Source organism: Hymenobacter sp. BT559, assembly GCF_016427535.1.
GTDB lineage: Bacteria > Bacteroidota > Bacteroidia > Cytophagales > Hymenobacteraceae > Hymenobacter.
This window is the reverse complement of the sequence record NZ_JAELXV010000003.1, coordinates 632,602-657,173: the sequence shown is the minus strand read 5'-3', so window position 1 is coordinate 657,173 and position 24,572 is coordinate 632,602. Positions and strand designations below refer to the sequence as shown.

The window sequence follows — 24,572 nt, the reverse complement described above, 5'->3', positions numbered from 1 at the left end:
ACACTTTCGTAGCACTCACAGCCACCTAGGTACTAGCAAATACGTTTTCCGCTGACCAGGCCTAAACAGTAGTGCCGGACGTAACCCTCACTACCCATGCAGGTAATGAGGGCCACGTCCGGCACTACTGTTATAAGCTTGCTTTCTTAGCCGTGTACTAGCTACTATATTTTAATAGCCAGGATTTTGCTTGAGCTGTGGCGAGGTGTTCATCGCATTCAGCGGAATAGGGTAAATCTTGGTGTGGTCGTCGGCATCTGCCGTTTTATCCCACCAAATGGCCGTGTTGAATTTACCGAAGCGGATGAGGTCGATGCGGCGGCGGCCTTCGCCGATGAACTCGCGGCCCCACTCGTCAAGCAGCTCTTGCTCGGTGAGGGTAGCGCCGCCAGCGGCATACAAGCTGGTTGAGCCCGTGGGGTAGTTGCGCTTCCGCACCGTGTTGAGCAGCTGCGCAGCCGTGGCGCGGTCGCCGGCCCGGAACTTGCACTCAGCCAGCATATACACTATTTCCGCAAAGCGGATTTCGGCGTAGTCTGCCTCAATCTTATTCGGGTCAGATGATGGATAGAAGGGATACTTCACCAGTGGAATACCCGAGTTCTGGTCGGCATTATTCATGTCCGACGTCTTGTTGGCTAGCACCTGCGTGGGCTTAGTACCTTTAAACAGGCCCACTTGGTCGCGCAGATACAGCGTATAGCCACGGGTGCTCTTAATGGTATCGCGGCCGTTGATATCCTTTAGGTAGCCCTGCAAAAACATGCCCTCGCGGGTGCTGTTGCCTAGGTTTTTATAGTTTTTCAAGCGCACGTCGTCGGCGTACTTCTGAAAATTGATAAGCGGCTTGCCCTGCGCAAAGGTGTAGACCCTGTTGTCTACGTCGCGGCCCGGCTGCAAGGCATAGCGTGGGTTACCGCTGCCAAAATCGGTGAACCCGAAGTAGTTGACGGGCACGTTGTAAGGCAGCCCCCAGAAGTACATCCCGCCCTCATACTGCCAGTGCGAACGGCCAAACGAACCCGGGAACGCAAAAATGGTCTCTGACGACTGGTCATTGTTCCAGTCGAAGGGCGCGTCCCAGCGACTTTCGACGGCGTAGGTGCCGTACTTACCGTCTACAATATCCTGGCACACCGCGGCGCAGTCGTTGTAGTGGTCTTGCCCGATGTAAACGTTGGCGTTCAGGTAGAGGCGGGCCAGCAGCGCGGCAGCGCCCGCCTTGGTCCAGCGCCCCTGAAACTGCGCCGTGCCCTGGTCGCCCTTGGCCAGCAGCGTCGGCAGCGACTCTTTCAGCTCCTTTTCAATGAAGGCATATGTTTCCTGGGGCGTCGACTGGTTGGGCCCCTTTACTTCCCCCTTCACCTTGGTGATAATCTGCACGTTGCGAAACAAGTCGAGCAGGCGCAAGTAGTACCAGGCGCGCATCACACGCAGCTCGCCAATGAGCTGGTTTTGCTCGGCCACGGTCATGTTAAACCGGGTTGGGTCAAGCGCCTGAATATCTTCCAGCGAGTTGGTATCCAACGTAATGCCCTGGTAAAGCAAGTTCCACGTGCCGTTGATGTAGCCCTCCTGCACCGTCCAGGTGTGGTAGTGCGCCCGGGCATACTGCCCACCGTCAAACCAGTCACCCTCGCGGTTGGGGGTCATCAGCTGGTCGGCGCTCAGCTCCTGTAGCTGATAGGGGTTATCCTGTATGGTATTGTAGCCGTGCTCGAAGGTGCGCAGGAAGTCCCGGTACACGTCGTCCTTGGTGCGCAGGAAGTTGTCGGGCGTAATGCGGTCGTAGAGCGTTTCGTTTAGGTCGGTGCAGCTGCTCAACCCGGCCAGCACCAGAGCCGCCGACAGGCGGGCGTATGTTTTAGAAAAAGTCATGGCTGCGGGGGTGGGATTACAGGCCTAGCTGAAGGCCAAACAGGACCTGCGTGGTAGAAGGATAGTATTGGCGGTTGCTATTGATGCCCGGGTACAGCCCGTTGATGGGCAGGATGTCGGGGTCGCCGCCGGTGTAGCTCGTGATGGTCACGATGTTCTTAGCCGCGGCATACAGGCGTAGCGAGCGCGCATACTTCGACGTGAACTGGAAAGTGTACCCTAGGCTCACGTTGTCGAGCTTCACGAAGTCGCCCTTCTCCAAGAAGTAGTCCGAGAGCACGTTGGTAGTCGTGGGGTCAGTGAGCCTAGCATACTTGCTATCACCATAGGCCGAAGTCAGCACGTTGGCATTAGACTGCGTAGCTGGCGTGCCTAGGTAGAAGGCACGGGTATTATAGGCATCAAAGCCGAGCACGCTCCGGATGAAGATGGCCGCATCGAAGTTTTTATAGGTAAAGGTGTTACCTAGGCTGAGCGTGTACTTGGGCAGGCCATTGCCCACCACCTGCCGGTCGGCTAGGGTAGCCTTGTTGCCCACAATAACGCTGCCGTCTTGGGCGTACACCAGCAGGCGGCCCTGGTCATCAACCCCCGCTGATTTCAACATGTAGAACGTACCGATACGCTGGCCTTCCTGCAGGCGCTGGGCATTGCCCGGCGAGCCCGGCGAGGGCAGGCCCACTACGTCGATAAACGTTTGACCCTGGTAAGTGTCGTTGGAGAACGAAACGAACTTGTTACCGTTGGTAGCGCCAGCGAAGGACACCGACCACTGAAAGTCAGGCCGGCTAACGATGGGCGCATTCAACTGCACCTCCACACCCGTATTATCCAGGGTGCCAACGTTGGCAAACGTGCTGCCTTGCGTGTTGGGCGGAATGGGCACGGCGTAGCTGCCGAGCAGGTTTTTGTTGCGGCGAGCGTAGTAGTTAACGCTACCAGTCAGCTTGTTATTAAACAGGGCAAAGTCTACCCCCACGTTGAAGCTCTGAGCTTGCTCCCAGCGTAGGTCGGCGTTGAGGTTTTGGGTGGGCCCGTACACCTGGTAGTATGTGCCACCTAGCAGGTAGTAGCCGAAGCCCCCATAGAGGTTCTGCGACAAGTAGTTGCCGAAGTCCTGGTTACCGGTTACACCATAGTCAGCCCGCAGCTTCAGGTCGTTTATCCACTTCTGATTGGTTAGGAAAGCCTCCTGGCTGATGCGCCAGCCCACCGACACGGCCGGGAAATCGCCCCACTTGTTATCGGTACCAAATTTTGAAGAGCCCTCGTGGCGCAAGCTGGCCGACAGCAAGTAGCGGTCCTTAAAGGAATAGTTGACGCGCCCAAAGAAGGCAATCAGCCTCGAATCGTTTTTGTAGCTGCTGCCATCGGTGCGCCCGGCCACTTGCCCGTAGAGGCCGGTGCCGATGTTGTTGTACGTAAAGGCGTCGGACGGAAAATTACGGTTATAAATACCGTTGCCTTCTGACACGAAATACTGGTACGAATACCCCCCTAGGACCTGCAAAGCATGGTCGTTCTTAGTGAGCGAGTAGTTGCCTATCCACTCCAGACTGCGCTGGTCGCTGCGGTTGTAGTTGCGGCTGGCCGAGTTCATACTCCCCTCGTTCTTAGCGGCAAACGTGGAGGTCGACGGCCGGAACGCGAAGTCGAAGTAGTCGCTAGTAAACTGCCCGTAGGTAACCTGCGTGTTCAGGTTGGGCAGCAGGTTGAGCTTGAAGGTGGCATCGAAGTTCAGGATTTTACCTTCGGTGCCATTTAGCTCCGTGCGTAGGCGCTCGGCGGGGTTAAACGGCCCATCAAAGCCCGACCGAATATCGTAGTAAAGGTTCGGGTTGGTGGTGTTCAGCACCGGAATAGTAGGGTTCAGCGTGAGCGCTTGCTCAAAGCTGGCGTAGTCAGCGTTGCGGGCGTTGATGTAGCGCGGCGCAAAGTTGAGCCCGATGGAGTAGAGCTTGTTGGCCGAATTGTGGTTCAGCGAGATACGCGCGCCATACTCCTGCCGGCCCGAGCGCACGTCAATGCCTTTGGCATCGCGGTAGTCAAACGTAGCCCGATAGTTGCTGTTTTCCGACCCGCCCGAAGCCGTGAGGGTATGCTTTTGTGCAAAGGCGTAGCTACGCGAGATTTCGTTTAGCCAATTCGTTTTAGCACCGAAGTCCGTGCCGCGCTTCTGAGTCAGAAACTCGTCAGCCGAAAGCACCTTGGGCTGCAGTGTGGCGTAGTCAAACGTGGCGTAGGTGTTGTAGTCTACCCGATTGTCTTTTGTGCCCTTCTTGGTGGTTACTACGATTACGCCGTTGCTGCCGCGCGTGCCGTAGATAGCGGAGGCAGCCCCGCCCTTCAGCACGTCAATCGACTCGATGTCGTTCTGGTTGATGTTCTCTAGGTTACCGCCCGGCACGCCGTTGATTACGATGAGCGGCCCTAGGCCGGCGCTGCGCGACGACACCCCCCGCAACTGAATGCTAGGCTGCGAGTTGGGGTCGGCGGCCGAGCCATTGGCAATAGTCAGGCCGGCCACTTTGCCTTGCAGTGCTGTAAGGGGGTTGATGGCACCCACCGTGAGCAGGTCGCGGCTGTCGATGTGGGTGATGGCGCTGGTCACCTCTTTCTTGTCGAGCGTGCCGTAGCCTACTACCACCACGTTGTCGAGCGATTGGCTGTTTTCCTGCAGGGTGATGGCCAGGGTAGTAGTAGCCTCGCGCACCGTTACTTCCTGCGGGCTAAAGCCAACGGAGCTGAACTGCAGCACGCTGCCTTCGGGCACGCTTATTGAAAACCGGCCGTCGCCATCGGTAGTGGCGCCCTGCGTGGTGCCCTTCACGATGATGGTAACTCCGGGCAGCCCCTCGCCTTTGCCCTGCGTCACGCGGCCCGACACGGGGATGTTGGCGGCGCTGCTGCCGAGCTGCGGCTGGCTAAGGATTACGCGGTCTTTGCGCACTTCAAAGTGCGACTTGCGCGGCGCTAGCAGCTCGTCTAGCACCTGCTGCAGCGGCTCGTCCGTGACGCGCAGCGTCACGCGCCGGTCGGAGCCAATGAGCTGCGGGCTGTACACGAAATGCACACGCAGCTGCTTGCCGAGTTGGTTCAGCACCGACTCAATGGTTTGAGATTCGGCCTGAAGCGTGACGCGCCGCTCTAGCACCGCTTGTTGGGCCATGGCTGGCCGCGCAATGGCGGTAGCAGTCAGCGGCAGGGCCAAAACAGACTGAAGCGCTAATACCCGCAGGGGGTAGCCAAAGCGCCTCGAAATAGGTAAGCTACTTTTCATGCACTGCAAACGATTGGGGTGGGAAATAAAGAAACTAATTGTTTAGACTACTGCTTGCTAAAAGGATTAGGCAACTTGCCAAGGGTATTGAGGATAGCCCGGTGGCCGCAGGAGCGGGCCTTGCAGCGCACCGCCTCGCACTACCCGCAGGGTTTACAAAGCGCAGCCGTTGCTGCGAAATCGAATTTGGGCATCGTCGATAGTAGCGTAGCTGGCCCCGAGGGCCTGGCTCAGCACATCGAGCTTTTCGTAGAGCGACTCTTGGTAGAACGTGACCGTGATGGTGCAGCCCGCTAGCTTGTTTTTATCGTAGAGGATAGTGACCCCGTAGGCTTTTTCCAACGCCTGCAACACACTGATAACGGGCTGCTTTTCGAAGGTAAAAGCCTGCGGAGCCAGTACAATGGGGTTGGCAACGAGTTTCTTCTGCAGCGAGCGCGGCGCCAGGGCCGAATAAGCCACCTGCTGGTTGGGTAGCAGCAATATGCCCCCGGCAGCCGGCTGCGCCGGCGTAGCGCCTAGGTCAGCACCGCGGCGCAGTTGCACGGCCACGCGGCCTTCCTGCACGGCCACCTCGTTGGGGCGCCCTAGGTAGGCTTTTACCCGAAAGCTGGTGCCAAGAACCGTTGTCACGAGCTGCTCGGTATACACCAAGAATGGCCGGGCCGGATTCTTTGTCACTTGAAAAAACGCCTCACCCCGAAGCTTAATCTCACGACGCGCGCCGGCTAGGCCGGGCCGGTACTGCAGGCTGCTGCCCGGGTACAACGTGACGCGGCTGTTGTCGGCCAGGGTAAGTATTTCAGGCTGCTTACCAGTGTTGTGCTGCTGCACCCAGCTTGGCGCGGCAATGGGCACCTGGCGGCGCGGCAGTAGCACGGCGAGTGCCGCACCCAGAAACAGCAACACCGCGGCGGCCCAGCGCATGATGGGTGTGCGCCAAAAGGAGGCCGGGTGCCGAAGCACGCGGCCGGTAGCGCCACCATCACCGTGCGCCAGCACCTCAATGCGGCGCCACATTGCCACCCGCACCTGCTCACGCTCGGACTCGGGCAGGGTCAGGTTTTCTGACGCCCCGAGCTGCCGGCTCCACTGCTCCATCAGCTCGCGCTCGCCCGGCCGACTGGTGCCGTCGAGGTAGCGCTGGTGCATCGCCTCAAATTCAGATTCGGTCATGACAGTGGCAGGGGTGGGAGTGTAAAAGGAAAGACTCCTACCCCTGACGCACCCCTAAAAAAATAGTCAAACTTTTTTTGTCGACAGTCATTCTACAACCGTATACTACTGTCGCACTATAGTTTACCGCACAAAAAATAGTAGTGGCAGCAAGGCGACCAAGAACTCGCGCAAGTACGCCCGCATCCGCTTCAGCGACTTGGTCAAGTGATACTCCACGGCTTTGGGCGTTACGTCGAGGCGGGCCGCAATCTCCTCTACCGATTGGTGCTCTAGACGGCTCATCCGAAATACCTCCCGCGACTTCTCGGGCAGCAGCTCTACCCCCCGCAGCAAAGCGGCCGATAGGTCGGCCACCGCCAGGTTGTCTTCGGTTTCGTGCGTGGCTTCGGTTACGAGGTTGCGGCAATAGTCGGCGTAGTGCTCCCGCACGCGGTGCGCCCGAATGTAGGTAAGCACGCGGTGGTTGATAGCTACCAGCAAGTATTCTGCTGGCTGCGCAATTGCCTGCTGGCCCCGCTTGTGCCAGAGTGTGGCAAACAGTTCCTGAACCAGCTCTTCGGCTATCTCCCGCGATTTTAGTTTGCGATAAGCCAGCGCAAACACCCGGTACCAATACCGCTCATACAGCTCGGCAAAAGCCCTCCAATCGTCTTGGGCCACTGCGTCTAGTAAAGCAGCATCGGTCCAGGAGGTATACGACCGCGGAGACGAAGAACTCACAAGGGTAAGTAATACAAGTGGAAACACCAAGGAAGAGCACAGTAAATATACTGTTTTGCAATGAAATAGTAATACCAAAAAAACAGCACGGTAAGTAAAGCAGAACAGGCCAACTACCTTATGCTATGTCATTCATTCACAAATCTTCAAACCAGCTGTAGTTACCATCAAGTTACTTGCAAAGCGTTAGTCTTGCCTCGGTGCACCTGCGGCCCGGCCAGCTACCTAGGGGCTTCATGAAAGCTTCAGGTGCATCACTCCCCCCTCACCCTATCCTACTGCTTACACGCTCAGCGTAGCCGGCCCAAACTCTTCGAAGTGAATGGCCGCGCGCAGCACACCTAGGGCCGCCAAATCCTGCACCTGCTTGCGAATGAAAGGTGCCGGGCCACACACGTAGTAGTCAGCCTCAGGCAACAGTATGCCACCTAGCTTCTGCAGGTCCACAATGCCGGCGTAGTAGTTGGTAGCTTCCAGGTCAAGAGCTAAGGTGTCGTAGAAAATGTGCTGCTCGACGTTCTTACAGCCTGTTGCTAGGTCGGCTACTGCCCCTCGAAAGGCGTGTACTTCAGCATTGCGGCTGCCGTGTACCCACACCACCTGGCGGGGGCTATTGGTCAGGATAAGATAGTCGAGCATGCTCAGCAGCGGCGTTTGGCCTACGCCGCCGCTCACCAGCACTACAGGAGTTTGCTTGGTTGTTGCCAGGGTGAAGTCGCCGGCCGGAGCGGCTAGCTCGATGATATCGCCCTCGTGCACGAAGTCGTGGAGGCGGTTACTAATCATGCCATTGGGGTGTTGGCTACCGACTTCCTTCTTCACCGAGATGCGGTAATACTCGCCATTCGGGGCGCTGGAGAGACTGTACTGGCGAGGCTGGAACAGGTTCAGCTCAGGCAGGAACAGGCGCACGCTCACGTACTGACCAGGCAGGAAGTCAGCGACCCTACCCCCATCGGCGGGGTACAGGTAGAAGGAGGTAATTTCCGTGGACTCGACCACCTTCTGCCGCACGGTGAAAGGCCGCCAGCTCGTCCAGCCGCCCTCCTGGCTTACGGCTTTTTGGTACAAGCCGCTTTCTAGGCCACTCATCAGGGCGGCCAACTGGTCGTATGCCACAGTCCAGGCATCGAGCAACTCGGGCGTGGCAGCCTCGCCCAGCACTTCGCCGATAGAGGCTATCAGGTGCCGGCCCACGATGGCGTAGTGCTCGGGCCGGATGTCGAGGCTGACGTGCTTGTGGCCTATTTTGGTTACCGCGTGTACCAGCACCGAGGGGTCTTCGATGTTTTCGGCGTAGGCCAGCACGGCCATGGCCAGCGCGGTTTGCTGCTTGCCGGTTTGCTGGTTGCCCATGTTAAAGACGTTCTTCAACTCGGGGTTGTGCTCGAACATGCGGCGGTAAAAGTGGGTGGTCAGCGCCACGCCGTGCGCACGGAGGGTGCCGACGGTGGCCGTGACGAGGGCTTTTTGCTCGGGAGTCATAGGATGAAAATTAAAGGACAAATTTGTCCGGTATGCAAGTAAAAAAAGGGGTCAACTGAATTGCTTTAAAAAACCGAGGCCCTCGTGCACCTTGCTGGCCAGTTCCCCGATGGTGTGGGTGCGCAGCAGCTCATTGAGTTGGTCGCGAATGGGCAGAAACTGGTAGTGCATAGGGCAGGGCTGCTTGGCCGAGCACTGCGGCAGCCCTAGGGCGCAGCCTTGCAGCATGGCACCGCCGTCGATAGCCACCACTATCTCGCGGAGCGTGACGGTGCGCAGCTGCTCGGGCGTGAGCTCGAAGCCACCGGCGGGGCCTTTCACAGAGGTGACCAGCTGCGCGCGCACCAGTTGTTGCAATACCTTGGCGGTGAATGCTTCTGGCGAGCCTATTTCGGCCGCAATGTCCTTCAGGCCCACGCGGCGGCCGCTGGCCGATTGCTGCCCGATATAAATCGAGGCCCGAATCCCATACTCACACGCCTTGGAGAACATACTTGGTGGTTTTGCTGGCAAAGCTAGGGCATGAATTAATACCGGACAAATTTATCCTGTATAATTTTTCTGGCGCCTTACGGCTGGCTGTTACCTCCTGGACCAGTATTTATATGCTGCCTGGTCCACTGCCAAAACGTGCATAAATGGTTAGGAGTGCCAACTACTTTTGCCTCGTACTCCAACCACAACTTATGCTTCCTATGAAAAAGCCCTTGCTTACCCTAGCACTGCTTATCGCCTTGATGGACAGCAGTTTCGCGCAGTCCTTGGGCGCGGCTTACCAGAATGCTGACTACACGCCGAAGAAGGCCGCCATCAAGTATTTGCACGAGCTGGAAACGCTGGTCTTCGAGTTTCAGGTGGCGGGCAGCGCCGGCAAAACCCAGCCCAAGCCCGCTGGTAAAACGGATGGCGCGCCAGTGCTCGGCTACGTCTTCCCGACCACGCTCAAGTCCACCGACATTGGCATGGGTGCCACCGACGGCATCGTGGCCATGGCCCTGACCTCGCACCCCGACTTTGAGGACACCCCGCTGTGGGATGAGAACGGCGACGGCAACTACACCAACGACGGCCTGGTGTGGCACGCCCACTGGGTGGTGCTCATCAAGGACAGCCGCGTGGCGGGCGGTTTCTCGGTCAAGGAATTTGACCACATGGGCGCCGCGCCCAAACTGCCGCCCACCAGCGCGCCTGGCATGCATATGTACATGGATTCGCCCGGCTTCACCGTCACAATGCAGGGCAACACCGGCCGCGTGGTGGTGCCGCTCGACCGCATCAACCACCGACGCGACTTCAAATTTGACCTCGTGACTTGCTACATGGAAGTCAACGTCTCCGACAAAAAGCGCCCTATGCTCGGCGTGTACCAGGTGTACGGGGTGCTATCTGGTAATCTCTCGCTACCCTACTCGGTGGCCACCACCAACTAACCTTCACGCCATGTCCGACTTGCAACTCGTCCCCGGCAACAGCCTGCTCACGGCTACCCCGGAAGAAGGCCGCCAGCTCGCCGTCAAGCTTGCCCGCCTTATCATCAAGCTCACGCAGCCCGACGACGAAAAGCGCCGTCAGCAACGCGCTATCTACGCCGATAACCCAATGATGCTCATTAGCATCGGCCAGACGGTGGCCGCCGAATTTGCAACCATTGCTGCCGCCAACAACTACTGGCGCGACCGGCCCGAAACCCGCTAACCTCTCCTTTTTCAAACAAACTTTAGCCAGCTTTCCGGCCTAATTATTTTCTCGCTTTTAACTCTTTACAATCATGGAAGTTGCCGTTTATGACACCTACGTCTCGAAGAAAGACGGTTCGGTTATGCACTTTGACATTCTAGTGTCGGATGAGGCGGCCAGCAAGGAGCAGGTCTACCAGTTTGGCCGCCAGTACCTCGCCACGAAAGGCCAGGAGGGCCAGCCCCTAGCGGCTAAGGAATGCCGGTTTTGCCACATCGAGGAACCTACCCAGGAGGTGGTGGACGTTATCAATGCCCAAGGGTATTACATTATTGAAATGCAGGGGTGCCAATAGGCGCCCCACTTTCCCTACCCCTATCATGGCCCCATCTGCCTATAAACCCATTGATTGTGGTTTTCACGATTTGCTGGAAGCCACTATTACGCTGCGCACGTACACGCACCTGCAATATTTCACGGACCTTTGGGAGTTCACCACCGTCACGGGCTTGCTCAAAAACCTGGTTAGTGAGCGGGACGCGGCGGGCCTCGCCGAATACCTGGTTATTGACACCGGCGAGCGTATCCGCCTCGACCGGGTGGTGAACGTGAACGGCACCTTTGCGCCGCCCTTTCGCCACTACCACGATTTCACCTGTGACTGCTGATTCCGCCGCCAGCCCGTTCGACCCCAACCGGCAAAACCACCCGCCGGACCTCGACCACAAGATTGTGGCCTCGCTCGAACGGCTGAGCGGCGTGTTTCGTCACTTGCTTTGGCAGGAAGCCACCCACAGCGGGCTGAGCCCACTGCAGTTGCAAGTGGTGGTGTTTCTGCGCTTTCACGCGCCGGGCCAGGGCACGGTGAGTAACCTAGCCCGCGAATACCAAGTAAGTCGCGCCACCATCAGCGACGCAGTGAAAACGCTCGCCCAAAAAGCGCTGGTCAGCCGGCACACTGACCTAACCGATTTGCGGAGCCACTCGCTCCGGCTCACCCCCGCCGGCGAGCAGTTGGCCGACCAGAGCAGCCGCTTTGCCGCGCCACTCACCCCACCCGTGGCCGGCCTACCCGCCCGGCAAAAGCTAGGTCTGTATTTGAGCTTGCTGACGATGCTGCACCAATTGCAGCAGGCCGGCACCATTCCGGTGCAGCGCATGTGCTTTTCCTGCCGGCACTACGGGCGCCGACCTGGCCAGCACTTCTGCCACCTGCTCAACATCCCCCTCGAAGGCCCCCAGCTCCGCATTGATTGCCCGGAGCATGACGCCGCGCTTTTTTAGCGCGGCGTTTTTGCGTTGCGGGGCTAGTGCTGTGAAGTAGTTCAGCCGAAACCCGGTCTTAGAGAGCTACCGAAGCACACTAGGTGGTACTAAGCTATAGGCCACCTAGGAAAGTTAGCAGGGCAGCATTTACCTCGTCGGGGCGTTCTTGCTGGAGCCAGTGACCAGCGTTCGGCACCTCGACTACGGGCCGCAACTGGGGTGCCAGGTGGGGCATGTCGGCAATCAGCTCACGCATCCCCGGAATGCTCAACCCAACGTCGCGCTGACCGATGAGAAATAGGGCCGGTACTTCTACCCGTAGCCCGCAGAAGGGTGCCAGTAGCTCCCTATTACGGTCTAAGTTTCGGTAGTAATTCAGACCACCCGCAAAGCCGCTAGCCGCAAAATCCGCCGTGTACACGTCTAGGTCGGCTTCGGTGAGCCAGACGGGCAGCGTGGTGGGGTCGGGTAACGGTGCCAGCAGGCCTTGCTGCCGCGACACCATGCCGAAGGGGTTGGGCGTACCGTCGCCCAGCTGCCGGGCACCGGCATCTCCCGATGCTGCAAACAGTATTTTGCGCAGTGTCTGGCGCACCTGCAACTCGAACTCCGCTTCGGCCACGCCGGGCTGCTGGAAATAAAGTGTATAGTGCAGCGCCTCGTCGGTCTGGGGAAAAATGCTCGTCGGGGCCACCGGCGGCTGGTCCATTATCGGCACGCTCAGGGCCACCACGGCCCGGAAGCGGTCAGGCCGCAGCAAGGCGGCGTGCCAGGCCACAGTAGCGCCCCAATCGTTGCCCACCACCACGGCTTGCTCCGCGCCTAAGGCATCCAGCAAGCCAACCAAGTCCCCAACAAGCTGCAAGAGGTTGTATTGGTCGCTGTCCTCCGGGCGAGCAGTGCCGCCATACCCGCGCATATCGGGCGCCACGGCGTGAAAGCCCGCTGCCGCGAGGGCCGGCAACTGGTGGCGCCAGGCGTGACTAGTTTCTGGAAAGCCGTGGCAGAGAATAACCAACGGACCTTCACCCTGCTCGGTAAATTGCATAGCCAGGCCATTGGCTTGAATGGTACGGGTGGAGAGTGCGCTCATAGAAGGAAGTCATGTCTCATATTTGAGACAGTATGCAGTAAATAAAAAGAGTCATAGCCCGATGCCTTTGCTGAAGGAAAACCAGGCAAACCGCTTCACGTGCGTTGCATCCACTGCCCCAAACGAATCGGCATTAATGGTAGCGGAGACGATACCACTCATGAGCATCTTGACCCACTCGGCCGTAATGTGGGGGCTGATGATGCCCTGCGCCTGCAACTGCTCCACGATGCGGCGGTAGCGCCCGTGCAGCACATCGTAGTCGGCCTCGCCCGCATGCGGAACGCCCCTGTGCTGGGGCTGGGTGTGCAGCTTGTGGAAAAAGGAGTACTTAGCCCCACAGTCGACGACGGCGTAGAGCATACTTTCCAGCTGTTTGAGCGGGTCCGTCGAGCTATCCAAGGCCTGGGTCAACGCGAGCCGGCAGGTACGCTGCATGTCTAGCTCACAGCAAGCTAGCAGCTCCTCGCGGCCCTTGAAATAACGATGCAGCGTCCGCCGCGTGACGCCAGCTTGCGCCGCTACTTGCTCCAACGGGGCAGAGTAATCCTCGTTGAACACGCGGATAGCAGCATCGATAATGACTTGTTGGGTAGGCGGCATCAGGCGACAAAGATAGCGAAAAGTCTCACTTGTGAGACATATTCATTTTAATCGCACAGTCAGCTTTGGTACTGACCTAGTACGGCCCCTAGCTGCTCTACGCCATAAGTCAGTTCGGCAGGCGTGAGCGCGGCATAACCCATGCGCACGGCGTTGGCAGCCGGTCCTTCGAGGTAGTAGCGGCTGCCGGGCGTAACTACCACTTTGCGGCGCGCCAGTTCTGCAGTAACCTGTTCTAAGTCTACGTCTTCTCGGAAATTCACCCACAAGGCCATACCACCTGCAGGCAGCACAAAATCCATGTAGTTGCCTGGCAACTGGCGTAGCGCATCGGCCAGCGCATCGCGGCGGGCGTGGTACTCGGCGTGAGCCCGGCGCGTATGCCGCTTGATTTCGCCCTCGTCAATTAGGTCGGCTACGGCTTGTTCCAGCACGGTGTCGCCTTGGCGGTCAATCAGCGCCCGCAGCCGGCCTAGGGCCGTGATGAAGGCCGCGGGCCCGGTGACATAGCCGATGCGTAAGGCTGGGGCAATTAATTTGGAGAGCGAGCTGATGTAGATGACCACGCCGTGCGGGTCGGCTGAGGCCAGCGGCAGCATGGGCTGGTAGTGGAAATGAAAGTCGTGGTCATAGTCGTCTTCAATAATGGCCACGCCATAGCGGGCGGCCAGCGCCAGCAGTTGCACCCGCCGCGCGGCTTTCAGCGTCACAGTGGTCGGGAATTGGTGGTGGGGCGTCAGGTACAGGGCCCGCACCTGCTGGCGCTGACATAGCGCTTCCAGCTCATCTACGCACAAGCCTTCTTCGTCCACCGGCACCGGGGCTAGTTCGGCACCTAGGAGCCGGAAGGTTTGCCAGGCTGGCGGGTAGCCAGGGTTTTCCACTGCCACCACATCGCCGGGCTGGATGAGCAGGCTGGCCGTGAGGTACAGAGCCATTTGGGTGCCGCGCGTCAGGCAGATGCTGGCTGGCATGGTACTCAACCCCCGGTCTTGGTTGAGCATGCGCGATAGGGCTTCGCGTAGGGGTAGGCTACCTAGGGGGCTGTCGTAGCCCAGCTGGTTGCGGCGGCCGCGGCCCTGCATTACGCGGCGGTAGGCACTGGCCAGCGTGGCCACGGGCGCCAGCCGGGCGTCGGGCGTCCCGTCATTGAACACCAAGGCGCCGGGTAGTGCCAAAGGCGGCTGCTCTAAATCAAATGGGTCTTGCCAGGCAAAGCCAGGTGCTGCTACCGGGCCACTCGCTGCCTGGGCAAAGGCTGTCGGACTGCTCTCGGGCAGCCGGCTTGACACGAAGGTGCCGCGGGTGGTTTGCGACTCCAGCCAGCCCTGGGCCAGTAGCTCCTCGTAGGCTAGCACCGCCGTTTTGCGGTTCACGCCTAGCTGCTTAGCTAGCTCCCGAGTGCCGGGCAAGGCCGTCCCGGGTTGCAGCCGGCCGCGGCGGATTTCGGTGGCAATCAGCTCGCTGATTTGCAGGTACACGGCCCGGCCCGCCGCGAAGGTTGGATGGAAATTGGTATCCCAGGCACGTAGCATAACTGGACCCGTTTGTTTAGATAAACTGGATGAATTAACGGGACCAAACTACAAACACTTTTGCAGAGTCGCACGCCGGTACTCACCCTGACCCGGGACTACAAACAGGAGCTTATCAGCGCTGCACAGTGGCTTCACCCTTTTTCAACTCTCCTTATGGACACTATCATTAGCAACCCAACCAAGCCTACGGACAAGTTTCAGTCTGCCGACTTTCACCGCACCTACGCCCGGCCCGAAGTCCGGATGCCCGAAAAGCTACACCACGCCAATGTAGAGCAAGCTGGTGCCCACGACCAGTTCTCGACTGAGCGCAAGCACCCCGTCTTTTTCGTGGACCTGCCCACCGTGGCCCTGAGCATGACCATCGGGGGGCTGCTGCCGGGCCAAATTACCAATCAGCACCGCCACACTTATGAAACGGTGATTTACGTCATCGAAGGCGAGGGCTATACTCAGATTGAGGACCGCCTCGTGGAGTGGAAAGCCGGCGACGCTATCTACATCCCCATTTGGGCCTGGCACAACCACGGCAACCGCAGTGCAACAACGGGTGCCCGCTACATAGCCTGCGAAAACGCGCCCCTGCTGCAGAACCTAGGGGTAGCCCTACGCGAAGAGCGCGGCCGCGACCTGTAAACCCTCGCCTTTAAAACGATTTCTTCGATGAATCCGAGCGTCCCCTTTCGCGGCATCATTGCCTACCCCATTACTCCCTTCACTGCTGATAATGCGGTAGACTTGCCTACCTACCGCCATCTAGTGGAGCGCCTCGTAGCCAGCGGCGCGCACGGCATTGCCCCGCTCGGCAGCACCGGCGTGCTCCCCTACCTCACCGACGAGGAACGCGACGCCATAACCGAGGCGACCTTGCAGCAAGTAGGCGGCCGCCTGCCGGTGCTGGTCGGCGTTTCGCACCTCACCACGGCCGGCGTAGTGCGCCACGCCCGCTTCGCTGAGCAAGCTGGCGCGACCGCGGTCATGGTCATCCCGATGAGCTATTGGAAACTCACCGACGACGAGATTTTCCAGCATTTCGACCGGGTGGCCAGCGCCATCTCGGTGCCCATCATGGCCTACAACAACCCCGCTACGGGTGGCCTGGACATGTCGCCCGCTCTGCTCAAGCGCTTGCTCGAAATTCCGAACGTGACCATGATAAAGGAAAGCACCGGCGACGTGCAGCGCATGCAGGCCCTGCGCCAGTTGCTGGGCGAGGACGTTGCCTTCTACAACGGCTCTAATCCGCTGGCCTTAGCAGCTTTTGCCGCCGGTGCCACGGGCTGGTGTACAGCCGCTCCCAACCTCATTCCGGAATTGAACCTAGGGCTTTATGAAGCTGTACAGCGTCAGGACCTGGCCGAAGCCCAGCAGCTTTTCTATCAGCAGTTTGAGCTGTTGCAATTCATTGTGGCGAAAGGGCTGCCCCGCGCTATTAAGGCAGGGTTAGAGCTACGAAGCCAAGTGGCTGGTGAATTGCGTGCCCCGCTTCAGCCCCTGGCAGCCGGGGAGCGGCAAGAGCTAGCGCGACTGCTAGCGCGGGTGCAGCTACCCGCCACGGTGGGCTAGGCAGACCTAGGCGCAGAAACGGCCAACAAGTGCCGTGGCTTTCAAAGTCACGGCACTTGTTGGCCGTTTCGCTGTAACGAATGCGCGCCAGGGCGAATACTCTCCTTGGCTGGCGCTTCGCTACCCCTAGTATTTCTTTACTATATGCTCTCCCTTTCAACTTTTCCTGTGGCTGTCGCCCATCGGCTATTACGGCGCACCGGGCGCTTTGCTAGCCTGTGTAGCTTGGCGCTAGTGTTGCTCTCGGCCTGTGCGGTGCAGCCGCACCTAGGGCCGTCTGCCCAGGGCGCAGCTCAGCCCTTCAACCCAGCGCAAGCCAAAACGCAGCTGGCTGGGGCGCCTACGCAGGTGTTAGTCCTAGGCATGGGTCATTTGGATACTGCTTCGGATAGCTTTCAGGTGGCATGGCTGGAGCCGCTGCTGTGCCGCCTGCGCACGTACAAGCCCGATGTTATTCTGACCGAGGCTCTGCCGGGCGAGCAGGTGATGGCGCTCGACGCCTATGCCGCCTACCACGGCACTGCAGGCCGCTACGCGGGGCCGACCCTAGAAATGGCGAAGACCGCCCAGACTGAGCTGCACTTAACGGCCGCGCAAGCCTTGGTGCAGGCCAACGCCCTAGCCTCCCACGGCAGCCTAACACCCCCGCAACGGCGGCAGTTGGCCAGCCTGTTTGTAGCCGCCGCCGAGCCGTTTTCGGCCACCGTGCAGTGGCTGCGGCTGGCACCGGCCGAGCGGGTGGCCGGCAATGGCGTATCGGCGGCGCTGGCCAAGCGACTCGACCGGTTTGCCGGATTGCGCAGCGAGCTAACGTCCGTGGCGGCGCGCTTGGCGGCCGATATTGGGCTAGAGCGAGTGGTGGGGGCCGGCGACCACGCCAGCGACGTAGCCGGCCCCAGTGATGAGGCGTTTCGGACAGCCGTCGAAGCGGAGCCGCAACTAAAAGAGCTGTTCAATCACCACACGCCGGCGTTTCAGGCAGTGCCCGAAGAGCGGTTTAAGCTCTCGGCCGCTAGCCAGGTAATGCCGGTGCTGAGGTGGAAAAACTCGCCCCACTTCGGCCAGCTTGATGCCGATGCGCAATGGCTATCGCTGCTGCGCAGCAAGCAAATGGGGGCAGTGGGCCGCCAGCGCGTAGCCGCCTGGGAAGCGCAAAACCTGCGCATGGCCGTTGCCATTCGCGAGGCTACGGCTCCGCTGGCCGGCGGCCGGGCGCTCTTTATTGTTGGGGCCGCGCACAAGCCGTTTGTAGAGGCGTACCTACGCACCTTCACCGATATTGAGCTAGTATCGGCAAGCGACCTACTGGCGTCGCAGCCAAGCAGCTGCCCCAACTAAGAAGCACATGCATAGCCTGCCCTTCTATTTCTCGACCTAGGGTAAGCTAACTGAGTAAGCAAAAAGCTACAGGCTGGCACTCGGCAGCAGTCTATTGTTCTGCTACCCAAAGTGTACTAGGCACTTAGTTGACACAAAAAAGCCGCGGCAGTTACCGCGGCTTTTTTGTGTCAACTAAGTGCCTTTGGCTACTATTTCAGCTTGATGCCTTGGGCTTCCATTTGCTTTTCTTGCTGGGCGTGGTTGGCCAAGAACTGTGCGTGCTGCTCTTCGGTGCGGGTGCTGCCGAGGCTAGCCAGGTGCTGCTGCACTTCGGCGGCGGGTAGGTCGTTGCAATACACCGGCGAGCCGGGCTGCTGGCGCCACGACTCGTGCAGGCTGCCTCCGTCTAAGGCATCAAAGCCCAACTCTTCAACTAAGGCCATCACTTTTTGCTTGGCGGCGGCATCGTCGCCGGCCACGGGCAGCCCAATGCGGCCGGGCGTACCGGCAGGCTTGCCTGATTTCTCGAGGTGGTCGGCAAAGATGTTGTTGAACACCTTCACCACCGGGCGGCCTAGGTGCTGCTGCACCCACTCGCTTTCGGTGAGGTCGCCGTGCTCTAACTCGGCCAGATGACCATCGCGCAGCAAGGGGTAGTAGTTGCTGGTGTCAATGACGGGTACGTCGGCAGCTACGCCTTCGAACAAGTCTTTGGGCAGGTCGGGGACGTTTATCAGCGGGATGGTCACGACGACGATATCGCCGAAGTGGGCGGCTTCCTGCGCCGTGGCGGGGGTAGCGCCGGTTTTCTGGGCTACGTCGCCTAGGGTTTCGGGGCCGCGCGAGTTAGCAATGCGCACCGAGTGGCCTAGGCTAACGAGGCGCACGGCCAGCGCGCTGCCGATGTGGCCGGCCCCAATGATTCCAATTTTCATAGGTAAGAAAATTAATGCGTGATGGCGGCGCGACAGCTTCGCGCCGCTGCGTTGCTCAAGACCCACCTAGCCCGCAAATTGTTTTTCGCTCTTCCGCACCACCTAGGCGTATTGTTCCGATTACTAAATGGCCGCACCAATAGTCCCGCAACCAGCCAGCGTGCCCATCCCCTTCTACTTCGCACGCCGGGCGCAACTCAATCAATTAATGGACCTAGGCGGGCCCGGGCGGCATGCAACGCAAGGCCTACAACCTAGGGCCTACCTAGCCTGCGGCGAGCGCAACAGAATAACCTAGGCCAAGTGGGATTCTCATAATAATAGCACAACGCGTATGCCAGGCGCCCATCCTTGAGCTATTCACTGCATACAGGGTAGCAGCAAGTTGACCAGTTATTAAGCAATAATTTGACGTTGATTTGTACATTAGCTTTTATTCCCACCATATTCCCTATTCATGTTAGCCTCTTCTTTCGGTAGGTATGCCTCTTTATCAGATGCAGACCTGCTGGCCGCTCTGTGCGCCGATGATGAGGGAAGCTTCGCCGAAATCTATCGGCGCTACTGCTACCGATTATTTGAGCTGGCTTATCGCAAGCTCAAGAACCGCGAAATCGCGGAAGAATTGGTACAAGACCTGTTCGAAAATCTTTGGAACCGGCGCGCTAGCCACCAGATAGAGAAGCTGGAGCAGTACCTGTTTGCGGCGTTGCGCTACCGCATCATCAACTACATCAAGGGGCAGCAGGTGCGGGCCGGCTACGAGCTGTACTGCCGCCTGGGCGCCTCCGAGGCCGACACGACTACCGAAGACGCGCTAGCTCACAACGAGCTGAGCGCGGCGCTGCTGGCCAGCATTCGCAGGCTACCTACCAAAACGCGCGAAATATTTCAGCTTAGCCGGCTAGAGCAGTATTCGGTTGCCGAAATCTCAGGTCGGGTTAATCTGTCGGAAAAGACGGTAGAGTACCACCTCACGAAGTCGCTGAAGCTGCTGCGCAATTATCTGCGCGATTTCTTGGTGCTGCTGGCAGTCACGCTCTGGCATTTTTGAGGCTGCGCTTATTCAGGCAATTGTAGCCGTTGAGGAAGTCAGCAATAAGTACGTCCGTCATGCAGAGCGCAGCGAAGCATCTCGCGTGCTGACATCTACTAGCGTCATCGATTACTGCACTACGCGAGATGCTTCGCTGCGCTCTGCATGACCAAACAAGATTTTTTTGATTTCCACAAAGACTTCAATCGTTTGATTTACTGATATTAGCAATTCAATGCGCTAACCTTTTACAAAAAAAGTTAATCATGGCATTAGGGGTAAAAGCAAGTTAGCTGACTTGTTAGATGAAGCCCCCTACTCTCTCGCCGCTCGTGACGGAAGCCGAATTTTACGTATTGCTCCAACGCTACCTCGATGGCCGCTGCACGCCTGCCGAGCAGGCGCGCGTAGCCCAGTGGTACGACCAGCTACAAGGCCAGGCCGCGGACGCCCGCCCGCTACCTAGCCAGCAGCAGCAAGCCGTTGAAGCCGCCATCTGGCAGCGGCTGCAGCTCGACCCGGCCCCGCCGAAGCCCGCTCCCCGCGTGCGCCGCTTGCCCGCCAGCATTTGGCAGCAGCCCCAAGTGCGCTGGGCTGCGAGCATCGGGCTTCTCCTGCTCGGGCTGGGTGGGCTGCTGCCCGCGGCCCAGCACTGGCAGGCTACCCAGGCGCCCACCGCCACCACTTCGGCGCGCGGCTGGACGAGCCACCACAACACTACCTCACAGGCGCAGGTAGTGCAGCTGCCCGATGACAGCCGCGTTACGCTGCAGCCGGGCAGTACGCTGCGCTACACCACGGCGCTCGCCGGCGCCCGGCGCGAGGTGTACCTAGAGGGCGAAGCTTTCTTTCAGGTGCACAAGAACCCGGCGCGACCTTTCCTAGTGTTTACTAACCAGGTCGTAACCACGGTGCTAGGTACGAGCTTCGACGTGAAAGCCTACCCCGGTAGCGCGCAGGCGCTAGTGGCTGTGCGCGAAGGGAAAGTGGCCGTGCAGCCCCGCCAAACCGCCCAGCTCGATGCTACCCCCACGCACCCGGCCAAGGCTGGCGTGGTACTACTACCCAACCAGCAGGCCGTATATGCGATGGCTAGCCACCAGCTGAAAAAAGAGCTGGTCGACAAGCCTGCCGTGCTGGTGCCCCAAGCTTTCGAGTTTGAGGAGCGGCCCGTGACGGAAGTGCTCGCGGCACTAGAAAAAGCCTACGGTGTGCCTATTCACTACGATAAGCAGAAGCTGGCGGGCTGCACGGTTAGTATCACGTTCTACGACGAGCCACTATTTGAAAAATTAGGCTTGCTCTGCAAGTCCCTAGGTGCCTACTACACGCTTGCTGATACTCAAATCACTATTCACAGTACGGGTTGCCAAGCCGACCCGGGGCCGCCGCGCAGCTAAGCGCCGCATAGCAGGGGCTAGCTAACGCCTAGGCCCTGCCGAAGAACCAAGCTTCTTCCACACGCAAAACCACTAGCCACCAACAACCTAACTGCATTTGCAAAAATGCTGAACGGCTTCTCTTTTTCTTTATTTCCCCACCCTACCCCATGAAAAACCAGGTACCGTTTTCCCCACCCTTGCGGCCTATACTCCGAGGCCTGCTACTGCCGGCCGTAGTAGCCTGCTTGCAAACCAGCCCGGCCCTCGCCCATGTACATGCCACTACCCAAACCGTGCTAGAGCGCACCGTGACGGTGCAGGTAGAAGGTCAATCAATAAAGGCCATTCTAGGCCAATTGGCTAAGCAAGCTAACATCCGTTTCGTGTATAGCCAGCAGCTTGTGGGGGCCGACCGCAAGGTGTCGGTGCGGGCGCAAAACCAGCCGCTGGCCACGGTGCTCGACGAGATTTTTGCGCCTTCCAAGATTGAATACGAGATAAACCATGACCGCATCGTACTCCGGCTTCCGGCAAAGACTACTTCCGCAAACGATTCCGGTAGTTCTAGCCTGGCGCCGGAGGCGGTACCCGTTACCGGTAAAGTAGTTGATGCCAAAGGTGCAGGTTTGCCCGGCGTGACGGTGCTCGTGAAGGGCACGACCACGGGCACGAGCACCGGTCCCGACGGCAGCTTTAGCATTCAGGCGCCCGAAAACAGCGTACTGGTGTTCAGCTTCGTGGGCTACACGCGGCAAGAGTTGCCGGTGACCGGCGCGGCCAACAACATCACCGTGACGCTGGCCGAGAATACGCAGGACCTCAACGACGTAGTCGTAATTGGCTACGGCACGGCCCGCAAAAGCGACCTGACCGGCGCCGTGGCCTCGGTAAGTAGCGCGCAGCTGACGCAGGTAGCCACTTCCGACCCCGTGCAGGCCTTGCAAGGCCGCGTGTCGGGCGTAGAAGTAACCTCCAACAGCGGGCAGCCGGGCTCGGGCACGCGCATCCGGGTGCGGGGCGTGGGCACCATCAACAACAGCGACCCGCTGTACGTGGTAGACGGCGTGCAAACCAGCGATATCGGCTTTTTGCTACCCGCTGATATTGAATCGACTGAGATTCTGAAAGACGCGTCGGCCACGGCCATTTACGGTTCGCGCGGGGCCAACGGCGTGGTGCTCATCACTACCAAGCACGGCAAGGCGGGCGCCACGCAGTTTAACCTAACTGGCTACACGGGCTTTCAGCAAATCCGGCGCGAGCTGCCCCTTACCACCGCCGCCCAGTACGCGACGCTCGTTAGGGAGGCGTACACCAACGACGGCAAACAGCTGCCCGATTACGGCCCGCAGCTGCAAAACGCCATCGCCACCAACGCCGAAGGCACCAATTACCAGAATTTGGTGACGCAGAAGGGACTCATTACCAACTATAGCTTGTCGGCCTCGGGCGGCACCGAGCAAAACCGCTACCTCGTGAGCGGCAGCTACTTCCAGCAAAACGGTATTATTAAGAATTCGGGCTTTCGGAAGTTCGTGATTCGGGTAAATGACGACGTGGTGCTCACCAAGCACATTAAGGCAGGCGTGGCAGCCACGTTTACCAACAACAACCAGACGGGCAGCGGCGATGGCCAAGGCGGCTCGCAGCCGTACACCGTGCTGCAATACGCCCTGCAAATCAATCCCATCCTCAACCCCTTCGGGCCCAACGGTGCTTATACGGAGGACGTTATTACGCGCAATACGCTGAACGTGGCGCGCCTGGTCGACGAGCAGAAATACAACAAGATTCAGAATAATAACCTGTTCAGCAGCAGCTACCTCGACGTATCGCTGTTTAAGGGGCTGTCGTTCCGCTCTACGTTCGGCATCAACTACTTTAACAACCACCCCAAACAGTATCAGCCGCAGTACTACATCGGGCCATTCGACCAGCGGGCGCAGAGCGCGCTTGTTGAGACGCGCAGCGAAAACGTAAGCTGGGTGTGGTCGAACTACTTCAACTACAACAAGACCTTTGCCGATAACAGCAACCTCTCCTTTACCCTAGGGCAGGAGGCGCAGCGCGGCTACGGCAACGGCATTTCTATCACGGCCTACAACGTGCCGCTCGATGCCTCACTGCAATACGCGTCGGCTTCGCGCAGCACCGGTAACGTGGTGCGCAGCTCGCAGTACGACGGCGGCTTGCTCTCGTACTTCGGCCGGGCCAACTACAACTTCCGCGACCGCTACCTCCTCACGGGTACCCTGCGCTTCGACCAGACGTCCAAGTTTCTCGGGCCGGTGCGCACGGGCACATTCCCCTCAGTAGGCGCCGCCTGGAACATCTCCAACGAGAATTTCCTCAAGGATGTAGCCGCCGTATCGGTGCTGAAGCTGCGGGCTAGCTACGGGCAAGTGGGCAACCAAAACGCCGCGCCGAACTACGGCTACGCCTCGGTGGCGAACAACAATCAGATTTATGTCTTCAACGGCACGCCCGCGCCCGGCCTAGCCATCACCCAGATTAACAACCCAGATTTGAAGTGGGAAACGGCCGTCACGACCGATGTGGGCGTGGATGCTGAGTTTTTCAATAACAAGCTGACCTTTACAGCCGACTACTTCGAGCGCCGCACCCAGGACATGATTGCCCTGCTGCCGGTGCCCGACTACGTAGGCCAGGCCCCGGCCAGCGCCAACGTAGGCGCCCTGCGCAACCGCGGCCTGGAGCTAGCCCTGAACTACCGAAATGCCGTTGGCAAATTGCAGTACAACGTGGGTATTAACTTCACAAAAATCAACAACGTCGTAACCAGCCTAGGGGGCGGCAACGCCATTGCGGCCGGCAACGTGCTGCCGCAAATTGGCAACACCACCCTTACCGACGTGGGCCGCGAAATCGCGTTCTACTACGGCTTGCAGGCCCAGGGCGTGTTTCACAATCAGGCCGAGATTGACGCGTATACCTATACAAATGCCGCTGGGGTGCGGACGCTGGTGCAGCCCGGTGCCAAGCCCGGCGACGTACGCTACCAGGATACCAATGGCGATGGCCAGATTACGGCTTCTGACAACACCTACCTAGGCAGCGGCACGCCCAGCTTCACCTACGGCGCCTCGCTGAACCTGAACTACGGGGGCTTCGATTTCCGCATGCTGCTCTACGGGGTGCAGGGCGCCGAAGTCATCAACGGCGGGGCCTTCAACCTGTCGAAATCAGCCGACTTTGTAGGGGTATGGAGCAACTTCTACGCGAACCGCTTGGACCGCTGGACGCCCAGCAACCCCAACAGCAACCAGCCCCGCGTGACCGCGACCGACACCAATGGCAACGACCGCTTCAGCAGCCGCTACGTGGAGAACGCCAGCTACCTGCGCGCCCGCAACATGGAAATCGGCTACACGCTGCCCCAGGCCTTGCTCGGCAAGGTGCAGGTAAAAGGCGCCCGCGTGTTTGCCTCGGTTGATAATGTGTTCACCCTCACCAAGTACACCGGCTACGACCCCGAAATCTCGACCGTGGCCAACTACAACAACCCACTGTCATACGGCGTGGACTACGGCAACTATCCGCAGGCCCGCACCTACCGCTTGGGCTTCAACGTGCAGTTCTAATTCGCTCTTTCC

General features: G+C 59.1%; 21 protein-coding genes. 11 read left to right on the top strand and 10 right to left on the bottom strand.

The features are described from left to right. Positions 1-171 precede the first annotated feature (171 nt). The 6 genes from JAO77_RS13500 to JAO77_RS13475 form a co-directional block, all read right to left on the bottom strand. Positions 172-1,878 carry a RagB/SusD family nutrient uptake outer membrane protein gene (locus JAO77_RS13500; RefSeq protein WP_198990890.1) on the bottom strand — a complete coding sequence of 569 codons (1,707 nt, stop codon included), beginning with the start codon at positions 1,876-1,878 and terminating at the stop codon, positions 172-174. Positions 1,879-1,894: 16 nt separating this feature from the next. Then, positions 1,895-5,158 carry a SusC/RagA family TonB-linked outer membrane protein gene (locus tag JAO77_RS13495; protein WP_235998409.1) on the bottom strand — a complete coding sequence of 1,088 codons (3,264 nt, stop codon included), beginning with the start codon at positions 5,156-5,158 and terminating at the stop codon, positions 1,895-1,897. A gap of 153 nt (positions 5,159-5,311) precedes the next feature. Then, the gene (locus JAO77_RS13490; RefSeq protein ID WP_198990889.1) at positions 5,312-6,334 is read right to left on the bottom strand and encodes a FecR family protein; all 1,023 of its coding nucleotides are present in this window, start codon (positions 6,332-6,334) and stop codon (positions 5,312-5,314) included. Positions 6,335-6,457: 123 nt separating this feature from the next. Further along, the gene (locus JAO77_RS13485; protein ID WP_198990888.1) at positions 6,458-7,057 is read right to left on the bottom strand and encodes an RNA polymerase sigma-70 factor; all 600 of its coding nucleotides are present in this window, start codon (positions 7,055-7,057) and stop codon (positions 6,458-6,460) included. A 282-nt stretch (positions 7,058-7,339) separates the two neighbouring features. Then, on the bottom strand, positions 7,340-8,542 hold the full coding sequence (hmpA, locus tag JAO77_RS13480) for an NO-inducible flavohemoprotein (RefSeq protein ID WP_198990887.1): 1,203 nt from the start codon (positions 8,540-8,542) through the stop codon (positions 7,340-7,342). A 51-nt stretch (positions 8,543-8,593) separates the two neighbouring features. Beyond that, positions 8,594-9,034 carry an RrF2 family transcriptional regulator gene (locus JAO77_RS13475; RefSeq protein ID WP_198990886.1) on the bottom strand — a complete coding sequence of 147 codons (441 nt, stop codon included), beginning with the start codon at positions 9,032-9,034 and terminating at the stop codon, positions 8,594-8,596. Between the two features lie 203 nt (positions 9,035-9,237). Here JAO77_RS13475 and JAO77_RS13470 point away from each other — a divergent pair, with 203 nt between their 5' ends. The 5 genes from JAO77_RS13470 (at position 9,238) to JAO77_RS13450 (ending at position 11,503) form a co-directional block, all read left to right on the top strand. Further along, positions 9,238-9,972 (top strand): hypothetical protein, encoded by a 735-nt coding sequence (locus JAO77_RS13470; RefSeq protein ID WP_198990885.1) that lies wholly within the window; start codon positions 9,238-9,240, stop codon positions 9,970-9,972. A gap of 10 nt (positions 9,973-9,982) precedes the next feature. Continuing rightward, complete coding sequence (locus JAO77_RS13465; RefSeq protein WP_198990884.1) at positions 9,983-10,237, top strand: hexameric tyrosine-coordinated heme protein; 255 nt, start codon at positions 9,983-9,985, stop codon at positions 10,235-10,237. A 73-nt stretch (positions 10,238-10,310) separates the two neighbouring features. Continuing rightward, a complete protein-coding gene (locus tag JAO77_RS13460) occupies positions 10,311-10,574 on the top strand; it encodes a DUF2024 family protein (RefSeq protein ID WP_198990883.1) in 264 nt (87 codons plus the stop codon). A gap of 25 nt (positions 10,575-10,599) precedes the next feature. Then, positions 10,600-10,887 carry a hypothetical protein gene (locus JAO77_RS13455; protein ID WP_198990882.1) on the top strand — a complete coding sequence of 96 codons (288 nt, stop codon included), beginning with the start codon at positions 10,600-10,602 and terminating at the stop codon, positions 10,885-10,887. Then, positions 10,877-11,503 carry a MarR family winged helix-turn-helix transcriptional regulator gene (locus JAO77_RS13450; RefSeq protein ID WP_198990881.1) on the top strand — a complete coding sequence of 209 codons (627 nt, stop codon included), beginning with the start codon at positions 10,877-10,879 and terminating at the stop codon, positions 11,501-11,503. Before JAO77_RS13455 ends, JAO77_RS13450 begins: the two co-directional genes overlap by 11 nt. 94 nt (positions 11,504-11,597) lie before the next feature. Here JAO77_RS13450 and JAO77_RS13445 read toward each other — a convergent pair whose 3' ends face one another. Genes JAO77_RS13445 through pdxR form a run of 3 tightly spaced genes read right to left on the bottom strand, consistent with a single transcriptional unit; the run spans position 11,598 to position 14,716 of the window. Next, complete coding sequence (locus JAO77_RS13445; protein ID WP_198990880.1) at positions 11,598-12,578, bottom strand: alpha/beta fold hydrolase; 981 nt, start codon at positions 12,576-12,578, stop codon at positions 11,598-11,600. Positions 12,579-12,629: 51 nt separating this feature from the next. After that, positions 12,630-13,181, bottom strand: coding sequence for a TetR/AcrR family transcriptional regulator (locus tag JAO77_RS13440; RefSeq protein ID WP_198990879.1), 552 nt, complete (start codon positions 13,179-13,181; stop codon positions 12,630-12,632). A 59-nt stretch (positions 13,182-13,240) separates the two neighbouring features. Then, on the bottom strand, positions 13,241-14,716 hold the full coding sequence (pdxR, locus tag JAO77_RS13435) for a MocR-like pyridoxine biosynthesis transcription factor PdxR (RefSeq protein ID WP_198990878.1): 1,476 nt from the start codon (positions 14,714-14,716) through the stop codon (positions 13,241-13,243). Positions 14,717-14,872: 156 nt separating this feature from the next. Between pdxR and JAO77_RS13430 the strand changes: the two genes are divergently transcribed. From JAO77_RS13430 to JAO77_RS13420, 3 genes are all read left to right on the top strand, one after another. Next, positions 14,873-15,355, top strand: coding sequence for a cupin domain-containing protein (locus JAO77_RS13430; protein WP_198990877.1), 483 nt, complete (start codon positions 14,873-14,875; stop codon positions 15,353-15,355). Positions 15,356-15,382: 27 nt separating this feature from the next. Beyond that, the gene (locus tag JAO77_RS13425; protein WP_198990876.1) at positions 15,383-16,285 is read left to right on the top strand and encodes a dihydrodipicolinate synthase family protein; all 903 of its coding nucleotides are present in this window, start codon (positions 15,383-15,385) and stop codon (positions 16,283-16,285) included. Positions 16,286-16,453: 168 nt separating this feature from the next. Then, on the top strand, positions 16,454-17,623 hold the full coding sequence (locus JAO77_RS13420; protein WP_198990875.1) for a DUF5694 domain-containing protein: 1,170 nt from the start codon (positions 16,454-16,456) through the stop codon (positions 17,621-17,623). Positions 17,624-17,814: 191 nt separating this feature from the next. Here JAO77_RS13420 and JAO77_RS13415 read toward each other — a convergent pair whose 3' ends face one another. Continuing rightward, the gene (locus JAO77_RS13415) at positions 17,815-18,540 is read right to left on the bottom strand and encodes an NADPH-dependent F420 reductase (protein ID WP_198990874.1); all 726 of its coding nucleotides are present in this window, start codon (positions 18,538-18,540) and stop codon (positions 17,815-17,817) included. Between the two features lie 457 nt (positions 18,541-18,997). Between JAO77_RS13415 and JAO77_RS13410 the strand changes: the two genes are divergently transcribed. The 3 genes from JAO77_RS13410 to JAO77_RS13400 all read left to right on the top strand — a co-directional run bounded on the left by JAO77_RS13410 (position 18,998) and on the right by JAO77_RS13400 (position 24,560). After that, a complete protein-coding gene (locus JAO77_RS13410) occupies positions 18,998-19,594 on the top strand; it encodes an RNA polymerase sigma factor (RefSeq protein WP_198990873.1) in 597 nt (198 codons plus the stop codon). Between the two features lie 287 nt (positions 19,595-19,881). Further along, positions 19,882-20,976, top strand: a complete 1,095-nt coding sequence (locus JAO77_RS13405; protein ID WP_198990872.1) for a FecR family protein — start codon at positions 19,882-19,884, stop codon at positions 20,974-20,976. A 149-nt stretch (positions 20,977-21,125) separates the two neighbouring features. Beyond that, on the top strand, positions 21,126-24,560 hold the full coding sequence (locus tag JAO77_RS13400; protein WP_198990871.1) for a TonB-dependent receptor: 3,435 nt from the start codon (positions 21,126-21,128) through the stop codon (positions 24,558-24,560). Positions 24,561-24,572 lie beyond the last annotated feature (12 nt).

Excerpts from the sequence above, each read along its gene's own strand:
- JAO77_RS13500 (WP_198990890.1), bottom strand. The coding sequence starts at position 1,878 with ATGACTTTTTCTAAAACATACGCCCGCCTGTCGGCGGCTCTGGTGCTG.
- JAO77_RS13495 (WP_235998409.1), bottom strand. The coding sequence starts at position 5,158 with ATGAAAAGTAGCTTACCTATTTCGAGGCGCTTTGGCTACCCCCTGCGG.
- JAO77_RS13490 (WP_198990889.1), bottom strand. The coding sequence starts at position 6,334 with ATGACCGAATCTGAATTTGAGGCGATGCACCAGCGCTACCTCGACGGC.
- hmpA (WP_198990887.1), bottom strand. The coding sequence starts at position 8,542 with ATGACTCCCGAGCAAAAAGCCCTCGTCACGGCCACCGTCGGCACCCTC.
- JAO77_RS13475 (WP_198990886.1), bottom strand. The coding sequence starts at position 9,034 with ATGTTCTCCAAGGCGTGTGAGTATGGGATTCGGGCCTCGATTTATATC.
- JAO77_RS13470 (WP_198990885.1), top strand. The coding sequence starts at position 9,238 with ATGAAAAAGCCCTTGCTTACCCTAGCACTGCTTATCGCCTTGATGGAC.
- JAO77_RS13465 (WP_198990884.1), top strand. The coding sequence starts at position 9,983 with ATGTCCGACTTGCAACTCGTCCCCGGCAACAGCCTGCTCACGGCTACC.
- JAO77_RS13460 (WP_198990883.1), top strand. The coding sequence starts at position 10,311 with ATGGAAGTTGCCGTTTATGACACCTACGTCTCGAAGAAAGACGGTTCG.
- JAO77_RS13455 (WP_198990882.1), top strand. The coding sequence starts at position 10,600 with ATGGCCCCATCTGCCTATAAACCCATTGATTGTGGTTTTCACGATTTG.
- JAO77_RS13445 (WP_198990880.1), bottom strand. The coding sequence starts at position 12,578 with ATGAGCGCACTCTCCACCCGTACCATTCAAGCCAATGGCCTGGCTATG.
- JAO77_RS13440 (WP_198990879.1), bottom strand. The coding sequence starts at position 13,181 with ATGCCGCCTACCCAACAAGTCATTATCGATGCTGCTATCCGCGTGTTC.
- pdxR (WP_198990878.1), bottom strand. The coding sequence starts at position 14,716 with ATGCTACGTGCCTGGGATACCAATTTCCATCCAACCTTCGCGGCGGGC.
- JAO77_RS13430 (WP_198990877.1), top strand. The coding sequence starts at position 14,873 with ATGGACACTATCATTAGCAACCCAACCAAGCCTACGGACAAGTTTCAG.
- JAO77_RS13425 (WP_198990876.1), top strand. The coding sequence starts at position 15,383 with ATGAATCCGAGCGTCCCCTTTCGCGGCATCATTGCCTACCCCATTACT.
- JAO77_RS13415 (WP_198990874.1), bottom strand. The coding sequence starts at position 18,540 with ATGAAAATTGGAATCATTGGGGCCGGCCACATCGGCAGCGCGCTGGCC.
- JAO77_RS13410 (WP_198990873.1), top strand. The coding sequence starts at position 18,998 with ATGTTAGCCTCTTCTTTCGGTAGGTATGCCTCTTTATCAGATGCAGAC.
- JAO77_RS13405 (WP_198990872.1), top strand. The coding sequence starts at position 19,882 with ATGAAGCCCCCTACTCTCTCGCCGCTCGTGACGGAAGCCGAATTTTAC.
- JAO77_RS13400 (WP_198990871.1), top strand. The coding sequence starts at position 21,126 with ATGAAAAACCAGGTACCGTTTTCCCCACCCTTGCGGCCTATACTCCGA.